At 71.0% G+C, this 24,652-nt stretch carries 20 protein-coding genes and 1 tRNA gene; 17 read left to right on the top strand and 4 right to left on the bottom strand.

The window, feature by feature from the left end; all coding sequences use genetic code 11:
• Positions 1-180 precede the first annotated feature (180 nt).
• Complete coding sequence (locus CR165_RS10650; protein WP_109516954.1) at positions 181-783, bottom strand: 2-hydroxychromene-2-carboxylate isomerase; 603 nt, start codon at positions 781-783, stop codon at positions 181-183.
• Positions 784-976: 193 nt separating this feature from the next.
• On the opposite strand from CR165_RS10650, the gene CR165_RS10655 reads away from it, so the two are divergent.
• Both CR165_RS10655 and CR165_RS10660 read left to right on the top strand, forming a co-directional pair.
• Complete coding sequence (locus tag CR165_RS10655) at positions 977-1,939, top strand: ribokinase (RefSeq protein WP_109516955.1); 963 nt, start codon at positions 977-979, stop codon at positions 1,937-1,939.
• A 1-nt stretch (position 1,940) separates the two neighbouring features.
• Positions 1,941-4,397, top strand: coding sequence for a glycoside hydrolase family 65 protein (locus tag CR165_RS10660; protein WP_109516956.1), 2,457 nt, complete (start codon positions 1,941-1,943; stop codon positions 4,395-4,397).
• A gap of 38 nt (positions 4,398-4,435) precedes the next feature.
• Here CR165_RS10660 and CR165_RS10665 read toward each other — a convergent pair whose 3' ends face one another.
• A complete protein-coding gene (locus CR165_RS10665) occupies positions 4,436-5,707 on the bottom strand; it encodes an alpha-hydroxy-acid oxidizing protein (RefSeq protein WP_109516957.1) in 1,272 nt (423 codons plus the stop codon).
• 144 nt (positions 5,708-5,851) lie between these two features.
• On the opposite strand from CR165_RS10665, the gene CR165_RS10670 reads away from it, so the two are divergent.
• Genes CR165_RS10670 through CR165_RS10680 form a run of 3 tightly spaced genes read left to right on the top strand, consistent with a single transcriptional unit; the run spans position 5,852 to position 9,782 of the window.
• Complete coding sequence (locus CR165_RS10670) at positions 5,852-6,199, top strand: HigA family addiction module antitoxin (protein WP_109516958.1); 348 nt, start codon at positions 5,852-5,854, stop codon at positions 6,197-6,199.
• Positions 6,196-7,701, top strand: coding sequence for an ATPase domain-containing protein (locus CR165_RS10675; RefSeq protein WP_109516959.1), 1,506 nt, complete (start codon positions 6,196-6,198; stop codon positions 7,699-7,701). The genes CR165_RS10670 and CR165_RS10675 overlap by 4 nt, the downstream gene beginning before the upstream one ends.
• Positions 7,701-9,782, top strand: coding sequence for a hybrid sensor histidine kinase/response regulator (locus CR165_RS10680; RefSeq protein ID WP_109516960.1), 2,082 nt, complete (start codon positions 7,701-7,703; stop codon positions 9,780-9,782). Before CR165_RS10675 ends, CR165_RS10680 begins: the two co-directional genes overlap by 1 nt.
• 48 nt (positions 9,783-9,830) lie before the next feature.
• Here CR165_RS10680 and CR165_RS10685 read toward each other — a convergent pair whose 3' ends face one another.
• The gene (locus CR165_RS10685) at positions 9,831-10,727 is read right to left on the bottom strand and encodes a LysR family transcriptional regulator (RefSeq protein WP_109516961.1); all 897 of its coding nucleotides are present in this window, start codon (positions 10,725-10,727) and stop codon (positions 9,831-9,833) included.
• A 160-nt stretch (positions 10,728-10,887) separates the two neighbouring features.
• Between CR165_RS10685 and CR165_RS10690 the strand changes: the two genes are divergently transcribed.
• From CR165_RS10690 to CR165_RS10725, 8 genes are all read left to right on the top strand, one after another.
• On the top strand, positions 10,888-12,531 hold the full coding sequence (locus CR165_RS10690) for a flavin-containing monooxygenase (protein WP_109516962.1): 1,644 nt from the start codon (positions 10,888-10,890) through the stop codon (positions 12,529-12,531).
• A gap of 11 nt (positions 12,532-12,542) precedes the next feature.
• Positions 12,543-13,490: an alpha/beta hydrolase gene (locus CR165_RS10695; RefSeq protein ID WP_109516963.1), complete on the top strand. Its 948-nt coding sequence runs from the start codon at positions 12,543-12,545 to the stop codon at positions 13,488-13,490.
• A 205-nt stretch (positions 13,491-13,695) separates the two neighbouring features.
• Entirely contained in the window at positions 13,696-14,955 is a 1,260-nt protein-coding gene (locus CR165_RS10700; RefSeq protein WP_109516964.1) for an ABC transporter substrate-binding protein, read from the top strand.
• A 27-nt stretch (positions 14,956-14,982) separates the two neighbouring features.
• On the top strand, positions 14,983-15,885 hold the full coding sequence (locus CR165_RS10705; protein ID WP_109516965.1) for a branched-chain amino acid ABC transporter permease: 903 nt from the start codon (positions 14,983-14,985) through the stop codon (positions 15,883-15,885).
• A complete protein-coding gene (locus CR165_RS10710; protein ID WP_109516966.1) occupies positions 15,885-16,898 on the top strand; it encodes a branched-chain amino acid ABC transporter permease in 1,014 nt (337 codons plus the stop codon). The genes CR165_RS10705 and CR165_RS10710 overlap by 1 nt, the downstream gene beginning before the upstream one ends.
• A complete protein-coding gene (locus CR165_RS10715) occupies positions 16,898-17,659 on the top strand; it encodes an ABC transporter ATP-binding protein (protein ID WP_109516967.1) in 762 nt (253 codons plus the stop codon). Before CR165_RS10710 ends, CR165_RS10715 begins: the two co-directional genes overlap by 1 nt.
• A complete protein-coding gene (locus CR165_RS10720; RefSeq protein WP_109516968.1) occupies positions 17,656-18,387 on the top strand; it encodes an ABC transporter ATP-binding protein in 732 nt (243 codons plus the stop codon). The genes CR165_RS10715 and CR165_RS10720 overlap by 4 nt, the downstream gene beginning before the upstream one ends.
• Before the next feature lie 76 nt (positions 18,388-18,463).
• Positions 18,464-19,249, top strand: coding sequence for an SDR family NAD(P)-dependent oxidoreductase (locus tag CR165_RS10725; protein ID WP_109516969.1), 786 nt, complete (start codon positions 18,464-18,466; stop codon positions 19,247-19,249).
• 13 nt (positions 19,250-19,262) lie between these two features.
• Here the strand turns inward: CR165_RS10725 and CR165_RS10730 are convergent, their stop codons facing one another.
• Positions 19,263-20,000 carry an SDR family NAD(P)-dependent oxidoreductase gene (locus CR165_RS10730; RefSeq protein WP_181378094.1) on the bottom strand — a complete coding sequence of 246 codons (738 nt, stop codon included), beginning with the start codon at positions 19,998-20,000 and terminating at the stop codon, positions 19,263-19,265.
• A 245-nt stretch (positions 20,001-20,245) separates the two neighbouring features.
• Between CR165_RS10730 and CR165_RS10735 the strand changes: the two genes are divergently transcribed.
• From CR165_RS10735 to CR165_RS10750, 4 genes are all read left to right on the top strand, one after another.
• Positions 20,246-20,322: transfer RNA gene (locus CR165_RS10735), tRNA-Arg, on the top strand.
• A 202-nt stretch (positions 20,323-20,524) separates the two neighbouring features.
• A complete protein-coding gene (locus CR165_RS10740; protein WP_146201874.1) occupies positions 20,525-21,028 on the top strand; it encodes a hypothetical protein in 504 nt (167 codons plus the stop codon).
• 262 nt (positions 21,029-21,290) lie between these two features.
• On the top strand, positions 21,291-23,186 hold the full coding sequence (locus CR165_RS10745; RefSeq protein WP_109516972.1) for a ribonucleoside-diphosphate reductase subunit alpha: 1,896 nt from the start codon (positions 21,291-21,293) through the stop codon (positions 23,184-23,186).
• A gap of 153 nt (positions 23,187-23,339) precedes the next feature.
• Positions 23,340-24,599 (top strand): tyrosine-type recombinase/integrase, encoded by a 1,260-nt coding sequence (locus CR165_RS10750; protein ID WP_109516973.1) that lies wholly within the window; start codon positions 23,340-23,342, stop codon positions 24,597-24,599.
• Positions 24,600-24,652: the final 53 nt, after the last annotated feature.

The raw sequence follows: 24,652 nt of genomic DNA on the forward strand, positions 1-24,652 counted from the left end.
CGGGAAGCCAACGAAATACCTCTGATCTCCGCCTTCAGATCAGCACTTCCGTAATCTACGGATCTGGCGGTTGGGAGTTCGAATCTTCCCGGGCGCGCCAGTCTCCTCGCGGAGCAAGGAAGTTCGGAAAAGCCCGGCCTCTGCGCCGGGCTTTTCGCATCAGGCTCCGGTGGCTTTGTTTCAGCGGGCGAGCGCCGCCTCCAGGAAGTCCAGCCGGTCCTGGCCCCAGAAGATCTCGCCCTCCAGCACGTAGCTCGGCGCGCCGAAGACGCCGCGCTCCAGCGCCATCTGCGTGTCCGCCGCGCGCCGTTCCGCCCAGCGCGGCTCCTCGGCCAGGCGCAGCACCGCGCCGCCATCCAGCCCGACGCCGGCGGCCAGCTCGGCCAGCGTCGCGGCATCCCCGGTGTCGCGCTCCTGCTCCCACAGCGCCTTCAGGATGGCATGCGCCAGGGCGATGGCCGGCGCGTCGCCGAAGCTCTCCCGCACGGCGATGGCGGCATGCGCCGGCAGGGCCTCGCGCGCCGGGAAGAATTTCGGCTCGAGCTGGATCGGCACGCCCAGCCGCTCGCGCCAGCGCCGCAGCTCCATCATCCGGTAGGCCTGGCGCTGCGGCGAGCGCTTGGGCAGCGGCAGCCCGCCCGAGGCCGCGAAGATGGTGCCGAAATCCACGGGGTAGACACGCAGCGCGGCGCCATGGCGTGCCGCCATCGCCTCCAGCCGGGCCGCGCCCAGATGCGTCCACGGCGAATTCAGCGAAACATAGTAGTCGATCTGCGCACCCATCGGCGTTCCCCCGGTTGCTTCGGAAGCGGATCCTGCGCGGCCCTGGGGATACGCACAAGCGGGGCCGGAGGAAGCGGCCGGCTGCGCGCCGGCCGCCCATCGGAGAAGGCCATGCCGACCGTTTCCCGGGCTGCCGCGTTCTCCTGGAGGTCCGCTCCGCGACTGGGAGCAAGCAGGGAGTCTCCAACCGAACATGGCACGGCCGATCCTTCTCTCGCTGGGCAGCGTGAATGCGGATTTCCAGGTCCGGGTGCCAGAGGCGCCCGATCCCGGCCGCACGCTGCCGGCCACGGATTTCACCCGGCTCAGCGGCGGCAAGGCCGCCAACCGGGCGGTCCTGGCATGCCGCCTCGGCCATCCCGCCCGGCTCCTGGCCAGGGTCGGGGATGACGATCTGCGCGAGCAGGCCCTGGCGCCGCTGCGCCGGGCGGGCATCGACCTCGGCGGCGTGTCGGTGGCCGAGGGGGTGGCGACGGCCGTGTCGATGATCGCCGTCCTGCCGGACGGCAAGAAGAGCATCGTGCTGGCGGGCAACGCCAACGATTCCTGGCGGCAGGAGGATGGCGAGGCCGCCGCCGCGGCCATCGCGGCGGCGCCGGCGGGCTCGCTGCTGACGGTGGATTGCGAGATCCCGCCCGATGTGGCGGCGCGCGCCATCGCCGCCGCCCGCGGGCGCGGCCTGGCCGTGGTGCTCGATCCTTCCCCGGCCGACCGGGTGCGGGACGCCATGCTGGCCCAGGCCACCGCCGTCACCCCCAACCCCTCCGAGGCGGAAGGCCTGACAGGGGTGAGGGTGGACGGGCCGGAGGCGGGGGCGGAAGCCGCCCGCCGGCTGGCGGGGCGCGGCGTGGCCATCGCCTGCGTGAAGCTGCAGGATGGCGGCTGCGTGCTGTGGCAGGATGGCCGCGCCACCCACATCCCGGCGGTTCCGGTCGAGGTGGTCGACAGCACCGGCGCCGGCGATGCCTTCGCGGGCGCGCTGGCCGTGGCGCTGCTGGAGGGGCGGCCAGTGCTGGAGGCCGCCTGCTTCGCCGTGGCCGCCTCCCATCTCGCCGTCACCGCCTTCGGGTCGCAGGAAGCCTATCCCGGCCGCGACCGGATCGAGGCCCTCCTGCCGCGGCTCGCCGCCGGGCAGCGCGCCCTGGCAGGGCGCTGAGATGCCGCTGCGTCCGCCGGCGAGCTTGGCCTATGACGATTTCGACCCGCAGGATGAGGGGCGCCGGGAGGCCCTGCTCACCCTGGGCAACGGCGTCCTGACGGTGCGCGGCGCGGCGCCCTGGAGCACGGCCGATGCCGTCCACTACCCCGGCACCTACCGCGCCGGCCTCTACAACCGGCTGGCGGACGTGATCGAGGGCCGGCGGGTCGAGAATGAATCCCTGGTGAACCTGCCGAACTGGCTGCCCCTGACCTTCCGGGTGGAAGGCGAGGCGGCCTGGTTCTCGCTCGAAGCCGTGGAGATCCTCGAATACCGCCACGCGCTGGACGCCACGCGCGGCGTCTCCACGCGCGAGCTGCTCTTCCGCGACGGGGCCGGCCGGCGGAGCTGGCTGCGGGAGCGCCGCCTCGTCAGCATGGCGCAGCCCGGGCTGGCGGCCCTGCGGCTGGAGATCGTGCCGCAGGGCTGGTCCGGCATCCTGGAGGTGCGGTCGGGCATCGATGGCGGGGTGACGAATGCGCGCGTGCCGCGCTTCAAGCCCTTCGACAAGCAGCATCTGGAGGCGGTGCGCGGCGAGGCGGTGTCGCCCGGCCTGCTGCTGCTGCGCTGCCGCACGCGCGGCGCCCGCACCGGCATCGGCACGGCAACCCGCACCGCCCTGGAAGCCGGCGTGCTGCTGGCGCGCGAGGACCGGGCGGAGGCCGCCTCCATCGCCGAGCATCTGCGCTGCGGCGTGGCGCCGGGGCGGCCGCTGGTGCTGGAGAAGACCGCCGCCATCGCGACCACGGGCGATGCGGGGGTGCGGGAGGCGGGCGAGGCCGCCCTGGCCCTCCTGCGCGACGCGCCCAGCTTCGCGGCGCTGGAGGCGGCGCATGCCGCGGCCTGGTCCCCATGGCTCGCCCGCATGCGGATCGAGGCCGCTGTGCCGGAGCAGGGCTGCGCCGCCCGGCTGATGGGCTTCCGCATCCTGCAGACCGCCTCGCCGCACTCGGCGTGCCTGGATGTCGGCTTTCCCGCGCGGGGATGGCAGGAGGCCTATCGCGGCCACATCTTCTGGGACGAGACCTTCGTCCTGCCCTTCCTGATGTTCCGCGCGCCCGGGATCGCGCGGGCGTTGCTGCTCTACCGCTGCCGCAGGCTGGAGGATGCCCGCGCCGCCGCCAGCGCGGCGGGGCAGCGCGGCGCCATGTTCCCCTGGCGCTGCGCCAGCGACGGGCAGGAGCAGACCCCGCGCCTGCAGTGGAACCCGCTCTCCGGCCGCTGGATGGAGGACCACACGCGGTTGCAGCGGCATGTCGGCGCCGCCATCGCGCTCAATGTGTGGCGCTACTGCGAGGCCACCGGCGACGAGGACTTCCTGGCACGGCACGGGGCCGCGCTGATGCTGGAGATCGCCCGCTTCTGGGCCGGCGCGGCGCGCCACGACCCGGCGACCGACCGGTACGACATCCTCGGCGTGGCCGGGCCGGACGAGTACCACACCGCCTGGCCCGGCGCGGCGGAGCCGGGGCTGCGCAACAACGCCTACACCAACGTCATGGCGGCCTGGACGCTGCGGCGCGCGCGGGAGGCGCTGGAGCGCCTGCCCGCCGCCCGGCGCCAGGCGCTGTGCCAGGCCATGGGGCTGGAGGGGCGGGAGCTGGCCCATTGGGAGCACGTCTCCCGCCGCCTGCGCCTGGTCTTCCGCGACGACGGCACGCTGCTGCCCTTCGAGGGCTTCGACCGCCTCCGCCCGCTGGACCTGCAGGCCATGGCGGAGGCGCATCCCGGCCAGCGTCTCGACTGGGTCCTCGAATGCCAGGGCGGGAGCACGAACAGCTATCAGGTGATGAAGCAGGCCGACACGCTGATGCTGCCCTTCCTGCTTTCATGGCAGGAGCTGGCCGGAACGCTGGAGGGCATGGGCTATGCCATGACGGCGGAGCAATGGCGGCGCACCGCCGCGCACGACTTGGCGCGCACCACGCATGATTCCTCCCTCTCCAACCTGGCCTTCGCCGGTGCCCTGGCGCGCCTCGACCCCGCCGCCTCGCTGCGCTTCTTCAAGGCCGCGATGAAGCCGGAGCACGATCCGTCCAGCGCCTCCTCGGTGGCCGAGGGGCCGCATCTCGGCGCCTATGGCGGGGCCTTCCTCGTGCTGCAGCACCACTATCTCGGCCTGCATCTGGAGCGGGACGGGCTGATGCTGGACCCGGCGCCGCCGCCGGGCCTCACGCCCGTCCGGTTCGGGCTGGATTGCCGCTTCGGGCGGTTCGCGCTGGCATGGACCGGGTCCGCCCTGCGGCTTTGCGCGGACCCCGCGAACCGCGCGCCCGTCCGCGTCTCGCATTCCGGCGGCGTGCAGGCCCTCGCCCCGGGCGCCTCCCTCCTGGTGGCGCCGGGCGGCGCGGCCGGGCCTTGGCGGGAGGCTTCCCCCGGCCTTCCCGGCGGGCAGGCGGCGGCCGGGGCGGGGTGACGAGGGCGGGCGGCGGGCCGCCGGGCGCGCCCGGCCTCTCAGGCGGCGGGGTGCCGCACCAGGGCGGAGCCGTCCAGCCCGTCGAGCCCCGGGCAGCCCATCAGCGCGAGGGTGAGGTCCAGCTCCGCGGCGAGCCCCTGGAGCACCGCGCGGACCCCGTCCTCCCCCGCCAGGGCCAGCCCATAGACATAGGGGCGGCCCAGCAGCACCGCCGAAGCGCCCAGGGCGAGCGCCTTGACGACGTCGGAGCCCGTGCGGATGCCGCCGTCGAACAGCACCGGAACCCGCCCCGCCACGGCCTCGGCCACCGGCGCCAGCATGTCCAGCGAGGCCACGGCGCCATCGACCTGCCGCCCGCCATGGTTGGAGACGACGATGCCGTCCATGCCCGCATCCAGGGCGCGGCGCGCGTCATCGGGGTGCAGGATGCCCTTGAGCAGGATGGGCAGCCGCGTGGCGCGGCGCAGCCGGGGCAGGTCGGCCCAGGTGAGGTCGGGGCGGGAGTAGAGGGCGATGAAGCGCTGCACCGCCTGCATCACCTGCCGCGGCGCGGCCAGGGCCTGCAGCGTGCCCCCCGGCCAGGCGCGCAGCAGCGCCAGGACCGAGGGCAGGGCGCCCGGCCCGAGGCGCGGGCGCTCCCCCGGGTCGGCCTCGGGCGGCGGCAGGCCCTGGAAGACGGGGTCCGAGACGTAGTTCGCGATGCCGCGCCCGCGCAGGAACGGCAGGTGGCCGCAGTCGAGGTCGCGCGGGCGCCAGCCCAGCTGCGTGGTGTCGAGCGTGACGACGATGGCCTCGTAGCCGGCGGCCTCGGCGCGGCGCAGGAAGCTCTCCATCAGCGCGTCGCTGGAGGACCAGTAGAGCTGGAACCAGCGCGGGCCCGTGCCGCAGGCGCGCGCGATGCTCTCCAGCGGCACGGAGGACTGGCTGGAGGCGATGAAGGTCAGGCCCTCGGCCGCGGCGGCGCGGGCGGCGGCCAGGTCGCCCTGGCGCCAGGCCATGTCCAGCACCCCGATGGGCGCCAGCAGCAACGGCAGCGGCAGGGTGCGGCCGAAAAGCCCGACCGAGAGCCGGCGCGCCGAGACGTCGCGCAGCACGCGCTGAAGGATGCGGTGATGGTCGAAGGCGGCGCGGTTGGCGGCGGCGGTCCGCTCCAGCCCGGCCGCGCCGGCGATGTAGGCCCGCGCCTTGCCGCCCATCCGGCGCAGCGCGGCGCGTTCCAGGGCTTCCGCCGAGCTGGGGACGACCGGCCGCCGCCCGGCGAAGCCGGCGGTGAAGATGCTGGCCTGATGCCGCCGGCCCAGTCCCGCCATGGAAATCCTGCCGTGCCGGCAGCCCCGCCCGATGCCGCGTGCCAGGATGCCGCAGATCGGGCCCCGCCCGCAACGCGGCGCATCGTGCCGCGCCCGCCCATCGGCCCCTTGCGGGGTGTAACCCCGGGCGTTACACGCTCGCCCATGCCGCGACGCCGAACGATCGGACCCGGGTTTGACGGCGAGGGCCACCCCGGCAGGCTGTTGCGGCGGCAGATCCTTCCCGCGCTCAAGCTGACGATCAGCCAGGCGGCCCAGGATCTGGGCATCACCCGGCAGAGCTTGCACCGCATCCTGGCCGGACGGGCGGCGATCACGCCGGAGATGGCCCTGCGGTTCGAGCGCCTGTGCGGCGTGTCATCCCGGTTCTGGCTGGAGCGTCAGCACGCCTACGAGCTTCTCCGTGCCGAGGCCGCGATGGAAAACGCGCTCTCGCAGATCCCCCAGCATCCCCTTCCGGAGAACATCATGGCCGAGCTTGACGTGAAATGACGCGCCCCGAGGCCAGTCCGCCGGAGAAGGCGCGGACCGGGGTGCCGGGACTCGACGACATCCTGTCCGGTGGATTGTCCCCGGGGCACATGTTCCTCCTTGAAGGAAATCCCGGCACGGGCAAGACGACCATCGCGCTGCGGTTCCTTCTGGAAGGCGCGGCGAGAGGGGAGCAGTGCCTCTACATCACGCTTTCGGAAACCGCGCGGGAGCTGCGCGAGGGCGCCGCGTCGCATGGCTGGTCCCTGCCCGACGAAGTCTCCGTCTTCGAGCTGGTGCCGCCCGAGAGCCTGCTCGATTCCGCGCAGCAGCAAAGCCTGCTCCATTCCTCGGACCTCGAGCTCGGCGAGGCCACGCGCCAGATCTTCGAGGCGTATGAGCGCGTGCGGCCCACCCGCATCGTGCTGGACAGCCTCTCCGAGATCCGCCTGCTGGCGCAGGGCTCGCTCCGCTACCGCCGGCAGATCCTCGCCCTGAAGCACTACTTCGCCCGGCTCGGCGGCACGGTGCTGCTCCTCGACGACCTGACCTCCGACACCTTCGACAAGACGGTGCACAGCGTCGTGCATGGCGTGATCCGGCTGGAGGCGCTGTCGCCCAGCTATGGCGCCGAGCGCCGGCGCCTCCGCATCTCGAAGTATCGCGGCCAGGCGTTCCGGGGCGGCTTCCACGACTTCACCATCCAGAGGGGTGGCGTGCATGTCTTTCCGCGGCTGATCGCGGCCGAGCACCGCAGCGGCTATGAGCGCGCGCGCATGACCAGCGACATTCCCGCGCTGGACGCGCTGCTGGGGGGCGGCATCGAGCAGGGCTCCAGCACGCTGCTCCTCGGCCCCTCCGGCACGGGCAAGAGCATCCTGTCGCTGCAATTCGTCACCGCCGCCATACGGCGCGGCGAGAAGGCCGCCATCTTCGTCTTCGACGAGGAGATGGGCCTGCTGCTGCGCCGGGCGGCGGAGATCGGCTTCGATCTGGAAGGGATGCGGAGGCGCGGCGCCCTGCTCATCGAGCAGGTCGATGCCGCCGAGCTGTCTCCGGGCGAGTTCGCCCACCGGGTGCGCGAGCATGTCGACAAGGCGCAGGCGAAGACGGTCGTCATCGACAGCCTCAACGGCTACCAGGCGGCGATGCCGGACGAGAACGCGCTCATCCTCCACATCCACGAGCTGCTCCAGTACCTGAACCGCCAGGGCGCCACGACCTTCCTGACGGTGGCGCAGCATGGGCTGGTGGGCGACATGAGGTCGCCGGTCGACGTGACCTACCTCGCCGACACGGTGATCCTGCTCCGCTACTTCGAGGCCGTCGGCAATGTCCGGCGCGCCATCTCCGTGATCAAGAAGCGGACCGGCGCGCACGAGAACACCATCCGCGAGTACCAGATCAGCCGTGGCGGCATCGGCCTCGGCGAGCCGCTGCGGGATTTCCAGGGCGTGCTGCGCGGCGTGCCGACATTCACCGGCGACACGGCGCCGCTGCTGGACAGCTTTCCCGCAAAGTGATGGGCAACGCTCCCGCGCACGCGCTGACGGTGCCGCTGTACACGCCCTATGGCCGTGACGCGACGATCGCCGCGGCGCTGCTGCGCGAGGCCGGCGCCACCGCGGCGGTGTGCGGCGATTTCGCCAGCTTCGAAGCCGCGATCGGCGACGATGCCTGCTTCGCCGTGGTCACGGAGGAGGCCCTGCGGCATGTCGACCTGGCCGGGATCTCCGCCAGGATGGCGCGGCAGCCCGCCTGGTCCGACCTGCCCTTCATCGTCCTCACCCACAGCGGCGGCGGCCCGGAGCAGAACCCGGGCGCCGCCAGGCTCTCGGCGGCTTTCGGCAACGCGACCTTCCTGGAGCGCCCCTTCCATCCCTCCACCTTCGTCAGCGTCGCGCGGGCGGCGCTGAAGGCCCGCGGCCGGCAGTTCGAGGCGCGCGCGCGGATCGAGGCGCTGGACGAGGGCGAGCGCCGGCTCTCGATCGCGCTGCTGGCGGGCCGGCTGGGGTCGTGGGAGCTCGACCTGGAACGCGGCGTGCTGACGGCTTCCGCGACCTGCAGGGCCGTGTTCGGCCGCGCCGCGGAGGACGAGTTCACCTATGCGGACCTGCTGGCGGGCATCCATCCCGGCGACCGTGACCGCACGCAGGCCGCGGTGCGGGAAAGCGCCGCCACCGGGGCCGACTACGCCATCGAGTACCGCACGCTGTGGCCGGATGGCAGCGTGCACTGGGCCGAGATCCGGGCCCGCGTGGTGACCGGCCGGTCCGGCGGCCGCCGCATGGTGGGCGTCTCCTCCGACATCACGGCCCGCAAGAAGGCCGAGGACGATCTCCGCCGCCTGAACGAGACGCTCGAGGAACGCGTGGCGGCCCGGACGGCCGAGCTCCTGCGGGCGCACGAGACGGTGCTGGCCGAGGTGGAGCAGAGGAAGCGCACGGAGGAGGAGCTGCGGCAGGCCCAGAAGATGGAGGCGGTGGGGCAGCTCACCGGCGGGCTGGCGCACGACTTCAACAATCTCCTGGCCGGCATCATCGGCAGCCTCGAGCTGCTGCAGATCCGCGTGGCCCAGGGCCGGACCGCCGAGCTGGAGCGGTATGTCGCCTCGGCGCAGGAAGCGGCGTCGCGGGCGGCGGCGCTGACGCACCGCCTCCTGGCCTTCTCCCGCCGGCAGACGCTCGAGGCCAGGCCCACCGACGTGAACGCGCTGGTCATGGGCATGCAGGACCTGATCAACCGCACGGTCGGGCCGGCGATCGCCGTCACCTCCTCGGGCGCCGACGATCTCTGGCCGACGCTGGTCGACCCCAACCAGCTTGAGAACGCCCTGCTGAACCTGTGCATCAACGCGCGCGACGCGATGCCCGGTGGCGGCGCGCTGACGATCGCCACGGAGAACCGCCTCCTCGGCGCGGAGGAGGCGGCCGGGCTGGATCTCGAGGCCGGCCCCTATGTCGCTCTGCATGTCTCCGACACCGGAACCGGCATGGAGCCCGAGGTGATCGCGCGGGCCTTCGACCCGTTCTTCACCACCAAGCCGCTGGGCCAGGGCACAGGCCTCGGCCTCTCGATGATCTATGGCTTCGTCCGGCAGTCCGGCGGGCAGGTCCGCATCCGCTCGGAGGCCGGCCGCGGCGCGACCATGACCCTCTACCTCCCGCGCCACACCGGCCCGCTCGAGGGGCCCGCCGCCGAAGGGGGCGCCGGGGATCCGCTCCGCCCGGCGGAGGGCGAGACGGTGCTGGTGGTCGATGACGAAGCGACCATCCGCCTGCTGATCGTCGAGGTCCTCGAGGATCTGGGCTATGCCGCCCTGCAGGCCGGCGACGGCGCGGCGGGGCTGAAACTCCTCCGCTCCGGGCAGCGCATCGACCTCCTGGTCACGGATGTCGGCCTGCCGGGCGGCATGAATGGCCGGCAACTCGCGGACGCGGCCCGCACGCTGCGCCCGGAGCTGCGGATCCTCTTCATCACCGGCTATGCCGAAAGCGCCGCGATCGGCGACCGGCATCTCGAGGAGGGCATGCAGGTGCTGACCAAGCCCTTCACCATGCGGGACCTGGCCAGCCGCCTGGAGGCGCTGCTCCGCCGGCCTTGAGCGGCCGGCCCGGTCTCCCTTCTCCGCGCCCGGGGCGGGGCCTTCCCGTCAGGCGCCGCCGCGCGGGAAGGCCGCCTCCAGGAAGTCGAGGAAGACGCGGATGCGCTGGCTGACATGCCGCTTGCTGTGGTGCACGGCATAGATGCTCTCCTCCATCCGCGCCGCCTCGGCCGGGAAGAGGCGGACGAGGCGGCCGCTGGCCAGATCCTCCGCCACCTGGAACTCCGCCAGCCGCGCGATGCCGACGCCGGCCAGGGCGAGTGCCAGCAGCATCTGCCCCTGGTTCGCCGTCACGCTGCCGCTGGCGCGGATGCGGCGCAGCGAGTGCTCGCTGTCGCGGAAGGTCCAGGTGCTCCAGGGCATGCGCTTGTTGAAGTTGAGGCATTCGTGCCGCGCCAGCTCCTCCGGCGTCGCCGGCATGCCGTGCTCGGCGAGGTAGGCGGGCGCGGCGCAGATCACCCAGCGCATGTTGACGATGCGCCGCGCCACCAGCGAGGAATCCGGCAGCTCGCCGATGTAGAGCGCCACATCCACGCCGCCCTCCAGCAGGTTGCCCGCCTCGTTGCCCAGCACGAATTCCAGCCGCAGCCCAGGATGCTGCCGCCGGAAGGCGGGCACCAGCGGCGCCAGCTGGTGGATGGCGAAGGTGGGCATGGAGCGGATGCGCAGCACGTCGCGCGGGGTGACGCCGGTGAAGGCCACCGCCTCCGCCTCCTCCACCGCCTCGATCGCCTGCCGCGCCGCGGGATAGAAGGCCTCGCCCTCCGGCGTCAGCGTCAGGCTGCGCAACGAGCGGTTGAACAGCACCACGCCCAGGCGGTTCTCCAGCCGCGCGATCATCTTGCTGATGGCGGAGGGGCTGAGCGAGAGGCTGCGCCCGGCGGCGGAGAAGCCGCCATCCTCCACGGCGCGGACGAAGACGAGCATCTCTCCCAGCCGGTCCATGGCGCCACCTGTGACGGTTGTTCACATCAGTTTGGCAGTTTTGGAAATTGAAGGGTGGGGCGCAAGCCCCTAGCCTCCCGGCATGCCGGCCGTTGCCCTTGAGGCGGCGGCCCAGGCCAAGAATGTCCAAGGCGGAAACACAGGAAGGGAGCGGTGCGGCATGTCGTCCACGGCGCGCAACCAGACCAATGGAGCGGCGTCTCCGGCGGCGGAACTCGATGCCCTGATCATCGGCGCGGGCTTCGCCGGGCTCTATCAACTGCACACGCTGCGCGACAGGCTGGGGCTGAAGGCGCGGGTGCTGGAAGCCGGCGACGGCGTCGGCGGCACCTGGTACTGGAACCGCTACCCCGGCGCGCGCTGTGACTCGGAGAGCTACTACTACTCCTACTCCTTCTCCGAGGAACTGCAGCAGGAGTGGAGCTGGAGCGAGCGCTACCCCGAGCATGGCGAGATCCGCCGCTACCTCGATCACGTCGCCGCGAAGTTCGACCTGAAGCGCGACATCCAGTTCGGCACCCGCGTCAGCAGCGCCGAATACGATGCCGCCGCCAATCTCTGGCGCGTGCGCACCGAGGCGGGGGAGAGCTTCTCGGCGCGCTACCTCATCACCGCCGTGGGCTGCCTCTCCTCGGCCAACATCCCGAAGATCGCCGGCCTCGAGAGCTTCGCGGGGCAGTGGTACCACACCGGCCGCTGGCCGCAGGAGGATGTGGACTTCACCGGCAAGCGCGTCGGCCTGATTGGAACCGGCTCGACCGGCATCCAGGCGACGCCGGTGATCGCGGAGAAGGCCACGCACCTCACCGTGTTCCAGCGCACGGCCAACTACAGCATCCCCGCCCGCAACGGCCCGGTGGGCGCGGAGGAGCTGCGCGAGATCAAGGCCAACTACGCCGCCATCCGCGAGAAGGCGCGCGCCACCATCAACGGCCATCCCTTCGACATCGCGCCCGAATCCGCGCTGGACGTGGCGGAGGAGGAGCGGCTGGCGCGCTATGAGAAGGCGTGGGAGACGGGCGGCCTGCGCTTCCGCGCCGCCTTCCGCGACCTGCTGACCAGCAAGGCCGCCAACGACACCGCCTCGGAGTTCATCCGCGCCAAGATCCGCGGCATCGTGCGGGACCCGAAGGTGGCGGAGATGCTGACGCCGAAGGACCACCCCTTCGCCACCAAGCGCCCGCCCATCGACAGCCACTATTTCGAGACCTTCAACCGCGACAACGTCACGCTGGTGGACATCAAGGCGACGCCGATCGTCGAGATCACGCCGGCCGGCATCCGCACCACGGCCGGCGAGATCCCGCTCGACATCATCGTCTTCGCCACCGGGTTCGACGCGATGACGGGGCCGCTGCTGGCCATGGACATCCGCGGGCGGGACGGCGTGGCGCTGCGGGATGCCTGGGCGGCGGGGCCGCGCAGCTATCTCGGGCTGCAGGTGGCGGGCTTCCCCAACCTGTTCACCATCACCGGGCCTGGCAGCCCCTCGGTGCTGACCAACATGCCGGTCGCCATCGAGCAGCATGTGGACTGGATCACCGGCTGCATCGACCATATGCGCCAGCACGGGCTGCAGCGCATCGAGCCGGAGCCGGAGGCGGCGGAGCGCTGGGTGGCGCATGTGAACGAGGCCGCCAACGCCACGCTGCTGCCGCTGGCCAACAGCTCCTGGTATCTGGGCGCCAACGTGCCGGGCAAGCCGCGCGTCTTCATGCCCTATGCCGGTGGCATGGCCAACTACGCGCGGCTCTGCGCCGAGGTGGCGGCGAAGGACTACCAGGGCTTCGTGCTCGGCCGCTGAGGGGAAGCCGGATGCCCGCGCTTCACCCGGACGTCCTCGCGCTGCTGCGGCAGGCGCGCGAGGCCGGCAGCCAGCCCTTCGAGACGCAGACGCCCGAGGCGGCGCGCGCGGCCCATGCGGCGCGCGCCCGCGCCCTGCAATCGCCCGGGCCGGCGCTGCCCTGGGTGCGGGACATGGTGGCGCAGGCGGGGGAGGGGCCACCGGTGCCGGTGCGCCTCTACCGTGCCGCCGAGGCCGCGCCGGGCGGCCCGCCGCTGCCCTGCCTGCTCTACCTGCATGGCGGCGGCTGGGTGCTGGGCAGCCTGGAGACGCATGACGGCCTCTGCCGCCGCCTGGCGCAGGCCCTCGGCGCCTGCGTGCTGGCGGTGGAATACCGGCTGGCGCCGGAGCACCCCGCGCCGGCCGCGCTGGAGGACAGCATCGCCGCGCTGCGCTGGCTGGTGGCCGAGGCGCCGTCGCTCGGCATCGACCCGGCGCGGCTGGCGGTGGGCGGCGACAGCGCCGGCGGCACCCTCGCCGCCGTGCTGGCGCTGATGGCGCGCGACGGCACGGTGCCGCCCGTGGTGTTCCAGATGCTGCTCTACCCTGCCCTCGACCTGGCCATGACGGGCGAGAGCTATGAGCGCTTCCGCGAGGGACTGCCGCTGACGGCGGCGACAATGCGCTGGTTCATCGACCACTACCTGCCGCCCCCGATGGACCGGACGGCGTGGCGCTTCTCGCCCGCGCGGGCGCAATCCCTCGCCGGCGCGGCGCCCGCCCTGGTGCTGACCTGCGGGCACGACCCGCTGTGCAGCGAGGGTCAGCTCTACGCCGCGCGGCTGGAGCGGGAGGGCGTGCGCGTCACCGCCCTGCATGCGAGCGACCAGATGCACGGCATCCTCACCATGGACAAGGCGATCGGCCCGGTGGCCGAGCTGGTGGCCTTCGCGGCCGGGGTGCTGCGCCGCCATTGGTGAGGGGGCGGGGAGGCGCGGAACCGTGGCGGGAGAACCGGCGCGGCGGCGGAGCCGTGCCCGGATTATCCATGAAAAAGTTCCTTTGCCTGACAGGGAAAAACTGTTGACGGTCTGAGTTTGCGCTGCCCAACATGAACGAAATCCATCGGAAAGATGGAAAGCCGTACAGGTGCCATGGGCACCGGCGGCATGAAGGGAGAGAGAAATGTCCAACGGTGCGAATGTCACCGGGCGGCGCGTGCTGCTCGGCGGTGCCGCCGCGGGTGCGGCCATGCTGGCCATGCCGCGCATTGCCGGCGCCCAGGCCAAGGTGATCCGCGTCGGCATGCCGACGATCCTGTCCGGGCGCGTCGCCATCCTCGGCACGTCGAGCCGGGCGGCGGTGCAGTACGCCTTCGGCCGCATCAACGAGGCAGGCGGGCTTGGCGGCCGCACGCTGCAACTGGTGGAGCGCGATTCCAAGGGCCGCCCCGACGAGGCCGCCAAGGTGACGCGCGACCTCATCAACAACGATGGCTGCGAGATCATCATCGACGGCGAGGCCTCCTCGGGCGGCTTCGCGGTGCACGAGGTGGTGCGCGACCTGCCGGTGCTGTGCATCCACACCAATTCCGAGACCTCGTCGCTGACGGCGGACCCGAAGCTGCACGTCAAGACCGCCTTCCGCTGCGCCCGCCAGGGCATCCACGATGCGGTGGCGGGCGGCGTCTATGCCTCGGGCATCTCGAAGCAGCGCGGGCTGAAGCGCTGGATGACCTGCTCGCCCGACTATGCCTATGGCCGCGACAACACCGCCGAGTTCCTCGAATTCGCGAAGATGTACGATCCGGCCATCGAGGTGGTCGACCAGGTGTGGCCGCGCCTCTTCGCGCCGGACTACACGGAGAACATCACCAAGGCGCTGCAGGTGAAGCCGCAGGCGATGTACTCGGCCCTGTGGGGCGGCGACCTCGTCAGCTTCATCGAGCAGAGCAACCTCTACCGGCTGTTCCCGAACGTGGCGCTGTTCTCCTCCTCGCTGGGCGACCCGCCGGTGCTGACCGCCATCAAGCAGCTGCCGGCCGGGCTGCACACCGCCTACCGCTACAACCGCAACTACCCCGAGAAGCCGGCCAACACCGCCTTCGCCGACGGCTTCACGGCGCTGGCGAAGCACGAGCCGACCAACTGGGCCTGGCAGAACTACGTCGCCGCCCAGTTCATCGCCGAGGCGCTGAAGCGCACCAATGGCCGCACCGAGGGCGCGGCACTGGCGGCGGAGCTGAAGGGCATGCAGATCTCCTCCGGCCTTGCGGTGGAGGAGAAGCTGACGCTGCGCGACACCGACCACACGCTGATCGGCTACCCCACCGCCTGGGGCCGCACCGTGCCGAAGGCGCCCTTCGTCGAGGATTTCGCGCCCATCCCCTGGTCGCAGATCCTGGAGATGGAGACGCAGTGGAAGAAGCAGAAGGGCTACGCCTGAGCCGCGCCCCGCCACGGGAGACACGCCATGAATCTCGATGTTCTCGCCGGCTGCGTCGCCACCGCCTCCTGCTTCGTCACCCAGGTGTCGACGGGGCTGATCGTCGGCATGCTGCTGTTCCTTGTCGCCTCCGGGCTGTCGCTGATCTTCGGCGTGCTGGGCGTGGTCAACTTCGCCCATGGCGTGTTCTACATGCTGGGCGCCTACTTCGCCTTCGCCGCCTATGAGGCGACCGGCAGCTTCGTCCTGGCGCTGCTGGCCGGCGCCGCGGGGGCGGGGCTCGTCGGCATCGTCTTCGAGCGCTTCTTCATGAGCCGCGTCTATGGCAAGGACCTGCTGATGCAGCTCCTCGTCTGCTACGCCGCCATCCTGATCTGCGACGACCTGGTGAAGATCGTCTTCGGTGCCGACTACAAGCTGATGGGCATGCCGGAAGCCTTCGCCACCGCGCCGGTGGAGGTGCTGGGCGGCTTCATCCCCGGCTACTACATCTTCATGGTGGGCATGGCGCTCGGCATCGGCGCGGTGCTGTGGCTTGGCATCAACCGCACGCGGCTGGGCAAGATCATCCGGGCGCTGGCGATCAACCCGCAGATGGTCGGCGCGCTCGGCATCAACACGCGGCTGCTCTACGCCGGCGTCTTCGGCATGGGCTGCGTGCTGGCCGGCACGGCGGGGGCGCTCGCCGCGCCGGTCCGCACGCTGACGCCGGGCATGGGCCTCTCGGTGCTGATCGAGAGCTTCATCGTCACCGTCATCGGCGGTATGGGCTCGATCCCCGGCGCGCTGGTGGCGGCGATCCTGATCGGGCTGACGCGGGCCTTCGGCGCCATCGGCTTCCCGCTCTTCACCGACGGGCTGATGTTCGCGCTGATGGGGTTGGTGCTGATCCTGCGCCCCTCCGGCCTGCTTGGCGCGAGGACGGCCTGATGCGTGCCGGGCTGATGCGGGATCTGGGCCTCGGCCTGATCGGGCTGGTGCTGCTGCTGGCGCTGCCCGCGCTCTTCCCGCACCCCTCGCTGCGGGATTTCCTGATCTACGTCATCGCCTACGGGCTGCTGGCGATGTCGCTGAACCTGCTGGTGGGTCTCACCGGGCTGGTTTCCTTCGGCCATGCCGCCTACTTCGCCTCGGGCGCCTATGTGTTCGGGCTGCTGATGCAGGGCGGCGCGGTCTCCATCCCCGTGGCCATGCTGGCGGCGGTGGGCGGCACGGCGCTGCTGGCGCTGGTCATCGGCGCCATCTGCGTGCGGCTGAAGGAGATCTACTTCTCCTTCATCACGCTGGCCTTCCAGATGTTCATCCACAGCATCATCCTGACCTGGGTGGATTTGACGGGCGGCGACCAGGGGCTGCGCGGCGGCATCCCGCGCCCGCCCTTCCTCGGCATCGACCTGGGCGACGCCGGCACGCTCTATGCCTTCTGCGCGGTGGTCTTCGTGGCCTGCCTGCTGGTGATGCGGCAGGTCTGGCAGTCGCCCTTCGGCTACACGCTGCGGATGATCCGCGACAACCCGGCCCGCGCCAACTTCCTTGGCGTGGACGTGGTGCGGATGAAGCTCGGCGTCTTCGTCCTGGCCGGCACCATGGCCAGCGTGGCGGGCATCATCATGGCGCTGTTCGTCTCCGGTGCCTTCCCCGAATTCGGCTTCTGGACCACCTCGGGCGAGGCGATCTTCATGATCATGCTGGGCGGCACGCAGGTCTTCCTGGGCCCCGTCATCGGCGCCTTCCTGCTGCAATTGCTGAACCACTACGTGACGATCTGGACGCACCATCACGGGCTGGTGCTGGGCATCGTCATCCTGGCCATCGTGCTGGGGCTGCGGCGCGGCGTGGCGGATTACGCGATGGCCTGGCTGGCCGACCGTCGCGCCGCCGCCGCCCCGCCCGCCACCCCCGCCAAGGCCGCCGCCCCGGCCGAAACCAAGGCAGCCGGCTGATGCTGACGGTCGAGAACCTGCAAAAGTCCTTCGGCGGCGTGCAGGCCACGAGGGATGTCTCGCTGGCCTTCCCCGCCGGCTCGCTCACCGCCATCATTGGGCCCAACGGCGCCGGCAAGACCACCTTCTTCAACCTCATCTCCGGCCAGATCCGCCCCGATGCCGGGCGCGTCGTGTTCGACGGGGAGGATGTGGTGGGGCGCTCCAGTCTGGAGATGGTCCGCCGCGGCATGGCGCGCGCCTTCCAGGTGGCCTCGCTCTTCCCCAGCCTGACGGTGCGGGAGGCGCTCACCGCCGCCGTCACCGCGCATCAGCGCCGTTCCTGGTCGCTGCTCGCCCGCTTCCCGCTGGGGCAGAGCCGCGCCCGGGTGGAGGAGCTGCTGGAACTGCTCGGCCTCGGCGCCAAGGCGGAGCTGGTCTCCAGCAGCCTCTCGCATGGCGACCAGAAGCTGCTCGACATCGGCCTGGCCCTCGCCATGGACCCCAAGGTGCTGCTGCTCGACGAGCCCACCGCCGGCATGGGGCCCGACGAGCGCTGGCGGATGATCGAGAAAGTGCACCATCTCTGGCAGGCGAAGAGCCTGACCATGATCTTCATCGAGCACGACATGGACATCGTCTTCAAATACGCCCAGGCGGTGCATGTGCTGAAATACGGCGCGGTGCTCGCCCAGGGCACGCCGGCCGAGATCCGCCGCAACCAGGACGTGATCGACGCCTATCTCGGCACCGACCACCATCTGGCGGAGGGCGCGGCATGAGCGCGCCGCCCAACCCAGGGGTGCCCATCCTGGAAGTAAAAGGCACGGACGTCTTCTACGGCGCCAGCCAGATCCTGTTCGGCATCGACCTCGCCGTGGCGCGGGGGCAGACCATGGCCCTGCTCGGCCGCAACGGCGCGGGCAAGAGCACCACCTTCAAGGCCATCGCCGGCATCGCGCCGCCGCGCCGGGGGCAGGTGCTGCTCTCGGGGGCCGCCGTCTCGGGCAAGGCGCCCTATCTCGTCGCCCGCGCCGGCATCGGCTACGTGCCGGAGGACCGGCAGGTCTTCCCCGAGCACACGGTGGAGGACAACCTCATCGTCGGCGCCAAGGCCGGGCCGCGCGGCGATCGGCACTGGACCGCCGAGCGCATCTACGAGGTGTTCCCGCTGCTGGCCGGCATGCGCCACCGCATGGCCGGCCGCCTCTCGGGCGGCGAGCAGCAGATGCTCACCATCGCCCGCACGCTGATGGGCAACCCGGACATCCTGCTGCTCGACGAGCCGAGCGAGGGGCTGGCGCCGATCATCGTGCGCGCCATCGGCGACCTCATCCGCACCCTGCGGGGGATGAGCGTGACCATCCTGATCGCCGAGCAGAACATGCATTTCTGCCTCGGCGTCGCCACCCATGCGACGGTCATCGACAAGGGGCAGGTGGTCTACAGCGCCGGCATCGACGAGCTGCGCGGCAACGACGCCATCCTGCAACGCTACCTGGCCGTCTAGAGCGGATCGCGATCAGGCCGCTTCGCCTGATCGCGTGAAGATGCTCGGCAGAACAACGCTCTGGGAGAAAGCCTGCATGACACGGGATGAAGGGCGCGGCCGCGTCGCGCTGGTGACGGGGGCTGCCAGCGGCATCGGCCTGGCCACGGCGGAGGTGCTGGCCGCGCGCGGCTGGCGCGCCGTGCTGGCCGATGTCAACCTGGAGGCCGCGCGCGCGGCCGCCGCCCGCCTCGGCGCCGAGGCCATCGCCCTCGACGTCACCGACGAGGCCGCCACCGAGGCCGCCTTCGACGAGATCGAGGCCCGGCTCGGCCCGGTGGAGGCGCTGATGGCCAATGCCGGGCTGATCCAGCCCGGCGCCACGCCCGAGGCGCTGCCGCTGGCGGAGTTCGACCGGATCATCGCCGTCAACCTGCGCGGGGTCTATATCTCCTGTGTGGCCGCCGGGCGGCGGATGGCGCCGCGCGGGCGGGGCGGCATCGTCGTCACCGGCTCGGTCACCGCCTCGCGCACCGCGCCGCTGCACGCCTATGCGCCGGCCAAGGCGGCGGTGGTGCACATGGCCGCCTGCCTGGCCGCCGAATGGGGCCGCTCCGGCGTGCGGGTGAACGCCGTCTCGCCGGGCTATGTGGCCACGCCGCCGCTGCGCGCCGCCATCGAGCGCGGCCTGCGCGACCCGCGCCTGCTGGCCGAGGCGGCGGCGCTGGGCCGCATGGTGAAGCCCGCCGAGATCGGCACCGCCGTGGCCTTCCTGCTCTCCGACGACGCCTCGGCCATTACCGGCATCGACCTGCCGGTGGATGCCGGGTGGCTGGCGGCGGGGCACCTGACCACCTATGGCGGCCCGCGCGCCGCCCGCTGAGCGGGGCCCTGCCTCAGCGGTAGTGCACCGCCCCGTTCACGTCGAGCACGGCGCCGGAGACATAGCCGGCGCCGGGGCTGACCAGGAAGGCGGCGGCGGCGGCGATCTCCTCCGGCGCCGCCAAGCGGCCGAGCGGGAACTGCCCCGGCCGGTAGCCCTGGCCGGCGGTCATCGGCGTCTCCACCGGGCCGGGGGCGATGGCGTTGACCAGCACCCCGTCTGGCGCGCCCCGCCGCGCCAGCCAGCGGGTGAAGGCGTGCAGCCCGCCCTTGCTGAAGGCGTAGTGCGGCCCCGAGGCCACGCCGCCCATCCAGCCCGCGACCGAGCCGCAGAGCACGATCCGCCCCCGCCGGCGCGCCGCCATGCCGGGCAGGAAGGCGCGGGTGAGGTTGATCGGGCCGCGGATGTTCACCGCCAGCACGCGCTCCAGGGATTCGTCCCAGCCTTCCGCCATCCAGTCGTCGAAGGGGCAGATGGCGGCCATGTCGATCAGCGCGTCGACCGGGCCGGCTCCCGCCGCCAGCGCCTCCACCGCGGCGCGCTGGCTGATGTCGAGCCGGTGGCAGACGGCGCCATCGGCGGCGGGTCCGATGCGGGCGGCGATCTCCCCGGGCTCCAGCAGGTCGGCCAGGATCAGCGTCGCGCCCTGGGCGGCGCAGAGCCGCGCCGTGGCGGCGCCGATGCCGCCCGCCGCGCCGGTGATCAGGATGGTCTGCCCGGCGAGCGAGAAGGGGCTGGATGTGTCGTTCATGCTCTGGATGTCCTCCCGGTCCGGGGCCTGCCGCCCCTGGGCTTCCGTGCGGGGCGCAGCGTGTGGCCCCGGGGCAGAGCCTCGCGCGGGGCGCGGGAAAGACCAAGGGGCAGGCGGCCGGGCGGTGGGGCCGGGAAGGGGGCGTGGCTCGTTTTGATGGAGGAAAGGTGCAAAAAAACTGCCAAAACCGTGCCGCCCCATGTTGCGCGCCGGCCGTCGGTTGGGTATTCCCCGGCCACTGGCAAGCGCCCGTAGCTCAGCTGGATAGAGCACCAGACTACGAATCTGGGGGTCAGAGGTTCGAATCCTTTCGGGCGCGCCAGTTACCGAACAAAGTGCAGGAGCACGGGATTTTCCCGGGCTCCTTTTTTTGTGCCCGCGCTGCCGGTGCCTGCCCTTCCTGGCGTGCCCCTGGCCCGGCCTCCGCTTGGCCGGGCGCTTCGAGGGGGGCGAACCATGGCCCTCCGCCCCGGTTTCCCCCCGCTGAAGCCGGGACGGACCCGGCGAAGCAAGGAGAGCCGAACATGCGACCTGTGAAGCCCATTCTGGCCCTGGCCCTGCTGGCGGGGCTCGGCGGCGCGGCCCTGGCGCAGAGCAGCCCCGGCCAGACCCAGGCAACCCCACCACAGCCCGGCCGGCCCCAGGCCGATGCCAGCCCTCCTGCCTCGCCGCAGCCCGCCGCCACGGACCTGCGGGACTATGCGCGGATCCTGCAGGAGGCGGAGGACCAGCTCCGCCAGGCCATCCAGCGCAGTGGGAGCGAGCCCGCCTCGAACCAGCAGAAGGCCATGACACCGGCGCGGATGGACATGAAGGCCGCGGCCCAGCGCGTGCACGGCGCCGTGCGCCGGGTGCCGCGCGAACTGCGCGGGGACGCGCTGTACGAGGATGCGGAGCGCGCCGTGCGCGAGGGCATCACCCCGCTTTCCATGCCGCTGAGCCTGGAGGACACCGATGGCGCGGCGCAGCGTGTGCTGGGCACGGTGGAGAAGCTGCGGGCGGAAGTGGCGCGCCGCGCCGGCGCCTGATCGTGGGGCAGGGGGCGGGGGGCAGGGGGCGGGCGTCAGATAATTTTTACCGCTCCCACCCGTTCTGAGCCGGCCGGTGGATAACCTTGGCATTGCCAGATTTTTCGGGGATTCGCCGCCGGGGCACCCTGTGGGCGAAAGGTCACGCAAGCAAATTGTGGGGGTAGGCGCCGCATCCGACCCACCAGATATGGGTTGATGGCGCGGTCAGGGCGGTGCAAATGTGCCCGCCTCAGTACCCCAGCCATCAGGGATTCCCGTCGTGTTCGATGCCATTCAGCTTGCCGATGATATTCAGCTCGCGGGGCATGGTCAGGTGCGCGTGGACCGGTCCCGCGATGCGTTGCTGACCGATTTCGGCAAGGCCACCCTCGACGACCGCTACCTGATGCCGGGCGAATCCTACCAGGACCTGTTCGCCCGCGTGGCCAGCGCCTATGGCGACGACGCGGCGCACGCCCAGCGCATCTACGACTATATCTCGAGGCTGTGGTTCATGCCCGCCACGCCGGTGCTCTCCAACGGCGGCACCACGCGCGGCCTGCCCATCTCCTGCTTCCTCAACGAGGCGAATGACAGCCTGAACGGCATCGTCGACCTCTGGAACGAGAATGTCTGGCTGGCCTCCAAGGGCGGCGGCATCGGCTCCTACTGGGGCAATCTGCGCTCGATCGGCGAGAAGGTCGGGCAGAACGGCAAGACCAGCGGCATCATCCCCTTCATCCGGGTGATGGACAGCCTGACGCTGGCGATCAGCCAGGGCTCGCTGCGGCGCGGCTCGGCGGCGGTCTACCTCCCCGTCTCCCACCCGGAGATCGAGGAGTTCATCGACCTCCGCCGCCCCACCGGCGGCGACCCGAACCGCAAGGCCCTGAACCTGCACCACGGCGTGCTGATCCCCGACGCCTTCATGCGCGCGGTGGAGGCCGACGAGGAGTGGGCGCTGACCTCGCCCAAGGACGGCGCCGTGGTGCGCAAGATCTCGGCCCGCGGCCTGTGGATCCGCATCCTGATGGCGCGCATCGAGCAGGGCGAGCCCTACATCATCTACTCGGACGCCGTGAACAACGCGCGGCCGGAGCACCAGAAGCTGGCCGGGCTGGAGGTCAAGACCTCCAACCTCTGCTCCGAGATCACCCTGCCGACCGGGCGCGACCAGCACGGGCGCGAGCGCACCGCCGTGTGCTGCCTCTCCTCGCTGAACCTCGAGACCTGGATGGAGTGGAAGGACGACCCGCGCTTCATCCCCGACGTGATGCGCTTCCTCGACAACGTGCTGCAGAACTTCATCGACACCGCGCCCGATTCCATGGCGCGGGCGAAGTACAGCGCGATGCGCGAGCGCAGCGTGGGCCTCGGCGTGATGGGCTTCCATTCGTTCCTGCAGCAGCAGAACGTGCCCTTCGAGAGCGTCATCGCGAAGGTGTGGAACAAGCGGATGTTCAAGCACATCCGCACCCAGGCCGATGCCGCCAGCCGCCAGCTGGCCGAGGAGCGCGGGCCCTGCCCGGATGCCGCCGAATACGGCTTCATGGAGCGCTTCTCGAACAAGATGGCGATCGCGCCGACGGCCTCCATCTCGATCATCTGTGGCGGCGCCTCGCCCGGCATCGAGCCGATCGCGGCCAATGTGTACAACCACAAGACGCTTTCCGGCTCCTTCATCGTGCGCAACCCGTACCTGAAGAAGCTGCTGGCCAAGCATGGCCGCGACGACGACGAGACCTGGACCAACATCACCGTCACCAAGGGCAGCGTCCAGCACCTCGACTTCCTGGACGAGCAGGAGAAGGCGATCTTCAAGACCGCCTTCGAGCTGGACCAGCGCTGGGTGGTGGAGCACGCCGCCGACCGCACGCCCTATATCTGCCAGAGCCAGTCGGTGAACGTGTTCCTGCCGGCCGACGTGCACAAGCGCGACCTGCACCAGATCCACTACCAGGCCTGGAAGAAGGGCGTGAAGTCGCTCTACTACTGCCGCAGCCTCTCCATCCAGCGCGCCGATACCATCAGCGAGAAGGTGGCGGTGCAGCCGGCGCTGGGCTTCGCGGCGGCCAACAGCCTGGAGGCCGTGCTGCCCGTGCCGCCGCCGCGCACCACCCGCGCGGTGGCCGGCGAGAACGGCACCGATTATGAGGAGTGCCTGGCCTGCCAGTAGCAGGACCTAGGGTAGAATCGTAAACTAAGAGGGGCTGGTCGCGACGTAAGTCGTTGTCCAGCCCCTCTTTTTTTATCTTCCGGGGCAGAATCTTGCGGAAACCGATCCGAAGTCGTATTTCCGACGTATCGGGACGGAGGCTTAATCGTAAACATGCTGGGTTTCGAGGTGAGGCGGTTTGCCGCACGATCGGGACGGGAAGTAGCTGTCCTGTTAGAGCGCGGCGGCGGCCCGTTGTTCTGGCCCAATGTCTTCGTGACGGCTGACTATGTCCGGAGGGGCGCCTCCGTGAACACGTCGGTAAAGGTTCTCCGGTCGATTGGGATGGCTTGGCTTTGGGCCGCCTCGCTCGGTCGGAACCTTGAAGAAGACTTGGCGACGGGGTCATTCCTTTCCCTCGAGGACGCCGACCTCCTCGCTGATTTCCTTCGCGCCTCTGCGGCAGACCAGGGCGACTGGTCAAGCGGCGGTGGAAAGCCTGCTTCCATGCCCTTCCGCGTCAGCCGACTGGAGGACTACCGGCCCGACCCTCGATCCCTCAGAGCGCCTAAGGCCAAGGCGGCCGAACCAGTTGAGGCAGCTGCTCGCATCCGTTGGGTCGCGGCATATGTCGAGTGGCATCTCCAACGGCGCCTCGGTGACCTGGATCGCCGACAGGCCGAAGCTGGGACTCTCCTCGGCGTTAGTGAGATGGTCGTCGCCCGGCTACGCAGTCTGGCGCCAAGGGCGAAGGGCCAGAGCGACGACGATCTCACGCTGGAGGGTGTCTCCCGAGAGGTCCTGCAGGCCATTGAGGATGCGGTGGTGCCCGGAAGCCCGGCCAACCCGTTCGCAACCCCCTTCCTGCAGGCGAGGAACTACCTGTACTGGCGCCTGCTCCTGGACACCGGTGCCCGTCGTGGAGAAGGACGGCATGCCAAGGCCGAGGACATAAGCTACTCGACCCGGCGGTTCCGCATCCGTGTCTCGAAGACGGTCCCGCGCACCGTGCCGATCGGGCCACAAACTGCCGAGGCGTTCGACCGCTTCATCAACGAGCACTGGGCACATTTGCCGCGGGCTGCCCGGGGCCGGGGTTACCTGTTCACCGACGAGAAGGGTGTGCACCTGTCGCTCCGCTCGTGCAACCGCATCTTCGAGCGGATCCGCCAGCACGTGCCCGGCGTCCCTGCGTTTCTTGCTCCGCATACCCTCCGGCGCACCTGGAACGACAGCTTCAGCGAGAGGGTGGACGCCATGCCGCCTGGACAGAGGCTGTCCGAGAAGCAGGAGAACGAGATGCGCAATCGGCACCAGGGCTGGTCCAAGAAGTCATCTATGGGGTCGCGATACAGCAAACGACACATCAGGCGTGAGGCTGACCGGATCGCGGAGGAGATGGCCTCCAACATCGCCGGACCGAAGGAAGACTGAAATGCCAAGCACAGTCTTAGCCGGGCGCCCGGCGTCTGGAACCCTTGGCATCA

This window comes from Teichococcus aestuarii, assembly GCF_003116135.1.
Taxonomy (GTDB): domain Bacteria; phylum Pseudomonadota; class Alphaproteobacteria; order Acetobacterales; family Acetobacteraceae; genus Pseudoroseomonas; species Pseudoroseomonas aestuarii.

What these genes read in the sequence shown, in the direction of transcription:
- CR165_RS10650 (WP_109516954.1), bottom strand. Translation starts at nt 783, where the DNA reads ATGGGTGCGCAGATCGACTACTATGTTTCGCTGAATTCGCCGTGGACG.
- CR165_RS10655 (WP_109516955.1), top strand. Translation starts at nt 977, where the DNA reads ATGGCACGGCCGATCCTTCTCTCGCTGGGCAGCGTGAATGCGGATTTC.
- CR165_RS10660 (WP_109516956.1), top strand. Translation starts at nt 1,941, where the DNA reads ATGCCGCTGCGTCCGCCGGCGAGCTTGGCCTATGACGATTTCGACCCG.
- CR165_RS10665 (WP_109516957.1), bottom strand. Translation starts at nt 5,707, where the DNA reads ATGGCGGGACTGGGCCGGCGGCATCAGGCCAGCATCTTCACCGCCGGC.
- CR165_RS10670 (WP_109516958.1), top strand. Translation starts at nt 5,852, where the DNA reads ATGCCGCGACGCCGAACGATCGGACCCGGGTTTGACGGCGAGGGCCAC.
- CR165_RS10675 (WP_109516959.1), top strand. Translation starts at nt 6,196, where the DNA reads ATGACGCGCCCCGAGGCCAGTCCGCCGGAGAAGGCGCGGACCGGGGTG.
- CR165_RS10680 (WP_109516960.1), top strand. Translation starts at nt 7,701, where the DNA reads ATGGGCAACGCTCCCGCGCACGCGCTGACGGTGCCGCTGTACACGCCC.
- CR165_RS10685 (WP_109516961.1), bottom strand. Translation starts at nt 10,727, where the DNA reads ATGGACCGGCTGGGAGAGATGCTCGTCTTCGTCCGCGCCGTGGAGGAT.
- CR165_RS10690 (WP_109516962.1), top strand. Translation starts at nt 10,888, where the DNA reads ATGTCGTCCACGGCGCGCAACCAGACCAATGGAGCGGCGTCTCCGGCG.
- CR165_RS10695 (WP_109516963.1), top strand. Translation starts at nt 12,543, where the DNA reads ATGCCCGCGCTTCACCCGGACGTCCTCGCGCTGCTGCGGCAGGCGCGC.
- CR165_RS10700 (WP_109516964.1), top strand. Translation starts at nt 13,696, where the DNA reads ATGTCCAACGGTGCGAATGTCACCGGGCGGCGCGTGCTGCTCGGCGGT.
- CR165_RS10705 (WP_109516965.1), top strand. Translation starts at nt 14,983, where the DNA reads ATGAATCTCGATGTTCTCGCCGGCTGCGTCGCCACCGCCTCCTGCTTC.
- CR165_RS10710 (WP_109516966.1), top strand. Translation starts at nt 15,885, where the DNA reads ATGCGTGCCGGGCTGATGCGGGATCTGGGCCTCGGCCTGATCGGGCTG.
- CR165_RS10715 (WP_109516967.1), top strand. Translation starts at nt 16,898, where the DNA reads ATGCTGACGGTCGAGAACCTGCAAAAGTCCTTCGGCGGCGTGCAGGCC.
- CR165_RS10720 (WP_109516968.1), top strand. Translation starts at nt 17,656, where the DNA reads ATGAGCGCGCCGCCCAACCCAGGGGTGCCCATCCTGGAAGTAAAAGGC.
- CR165_RS10725 (WP_109516969.1), top strand. Translation starts at nt 18,464, where the DNA reads ATGACACGGGATGAAGGGCGCGGCCGCGTCGCGCTGGTGACGGGGGCT.
- CR165_RS10730 (WP_181378094.1), bottom strand. Translation starts at nt 20,000, where the DNA reads ATGAACGACACATCCAGCCCCTTCTCGCTCGCCGGGCAGACCATCCTG.
- CR165_RS10740 (WP_146201874.1), top strand. Translation starts at nt 20,525, where the DNA reads ATGCGACCTGTGAAGCCCATTCTGGCCCTGGCCCTGCTGGCGGGGCTC.
- CR165_RS10750 (WP_109516973.1), top strand. Translation starts at nt 23,340, where the DNA reads ATGCTGGGTTTCGAGGTGAGGCGGTTTGCCGCACGATCGGGACGGGAA.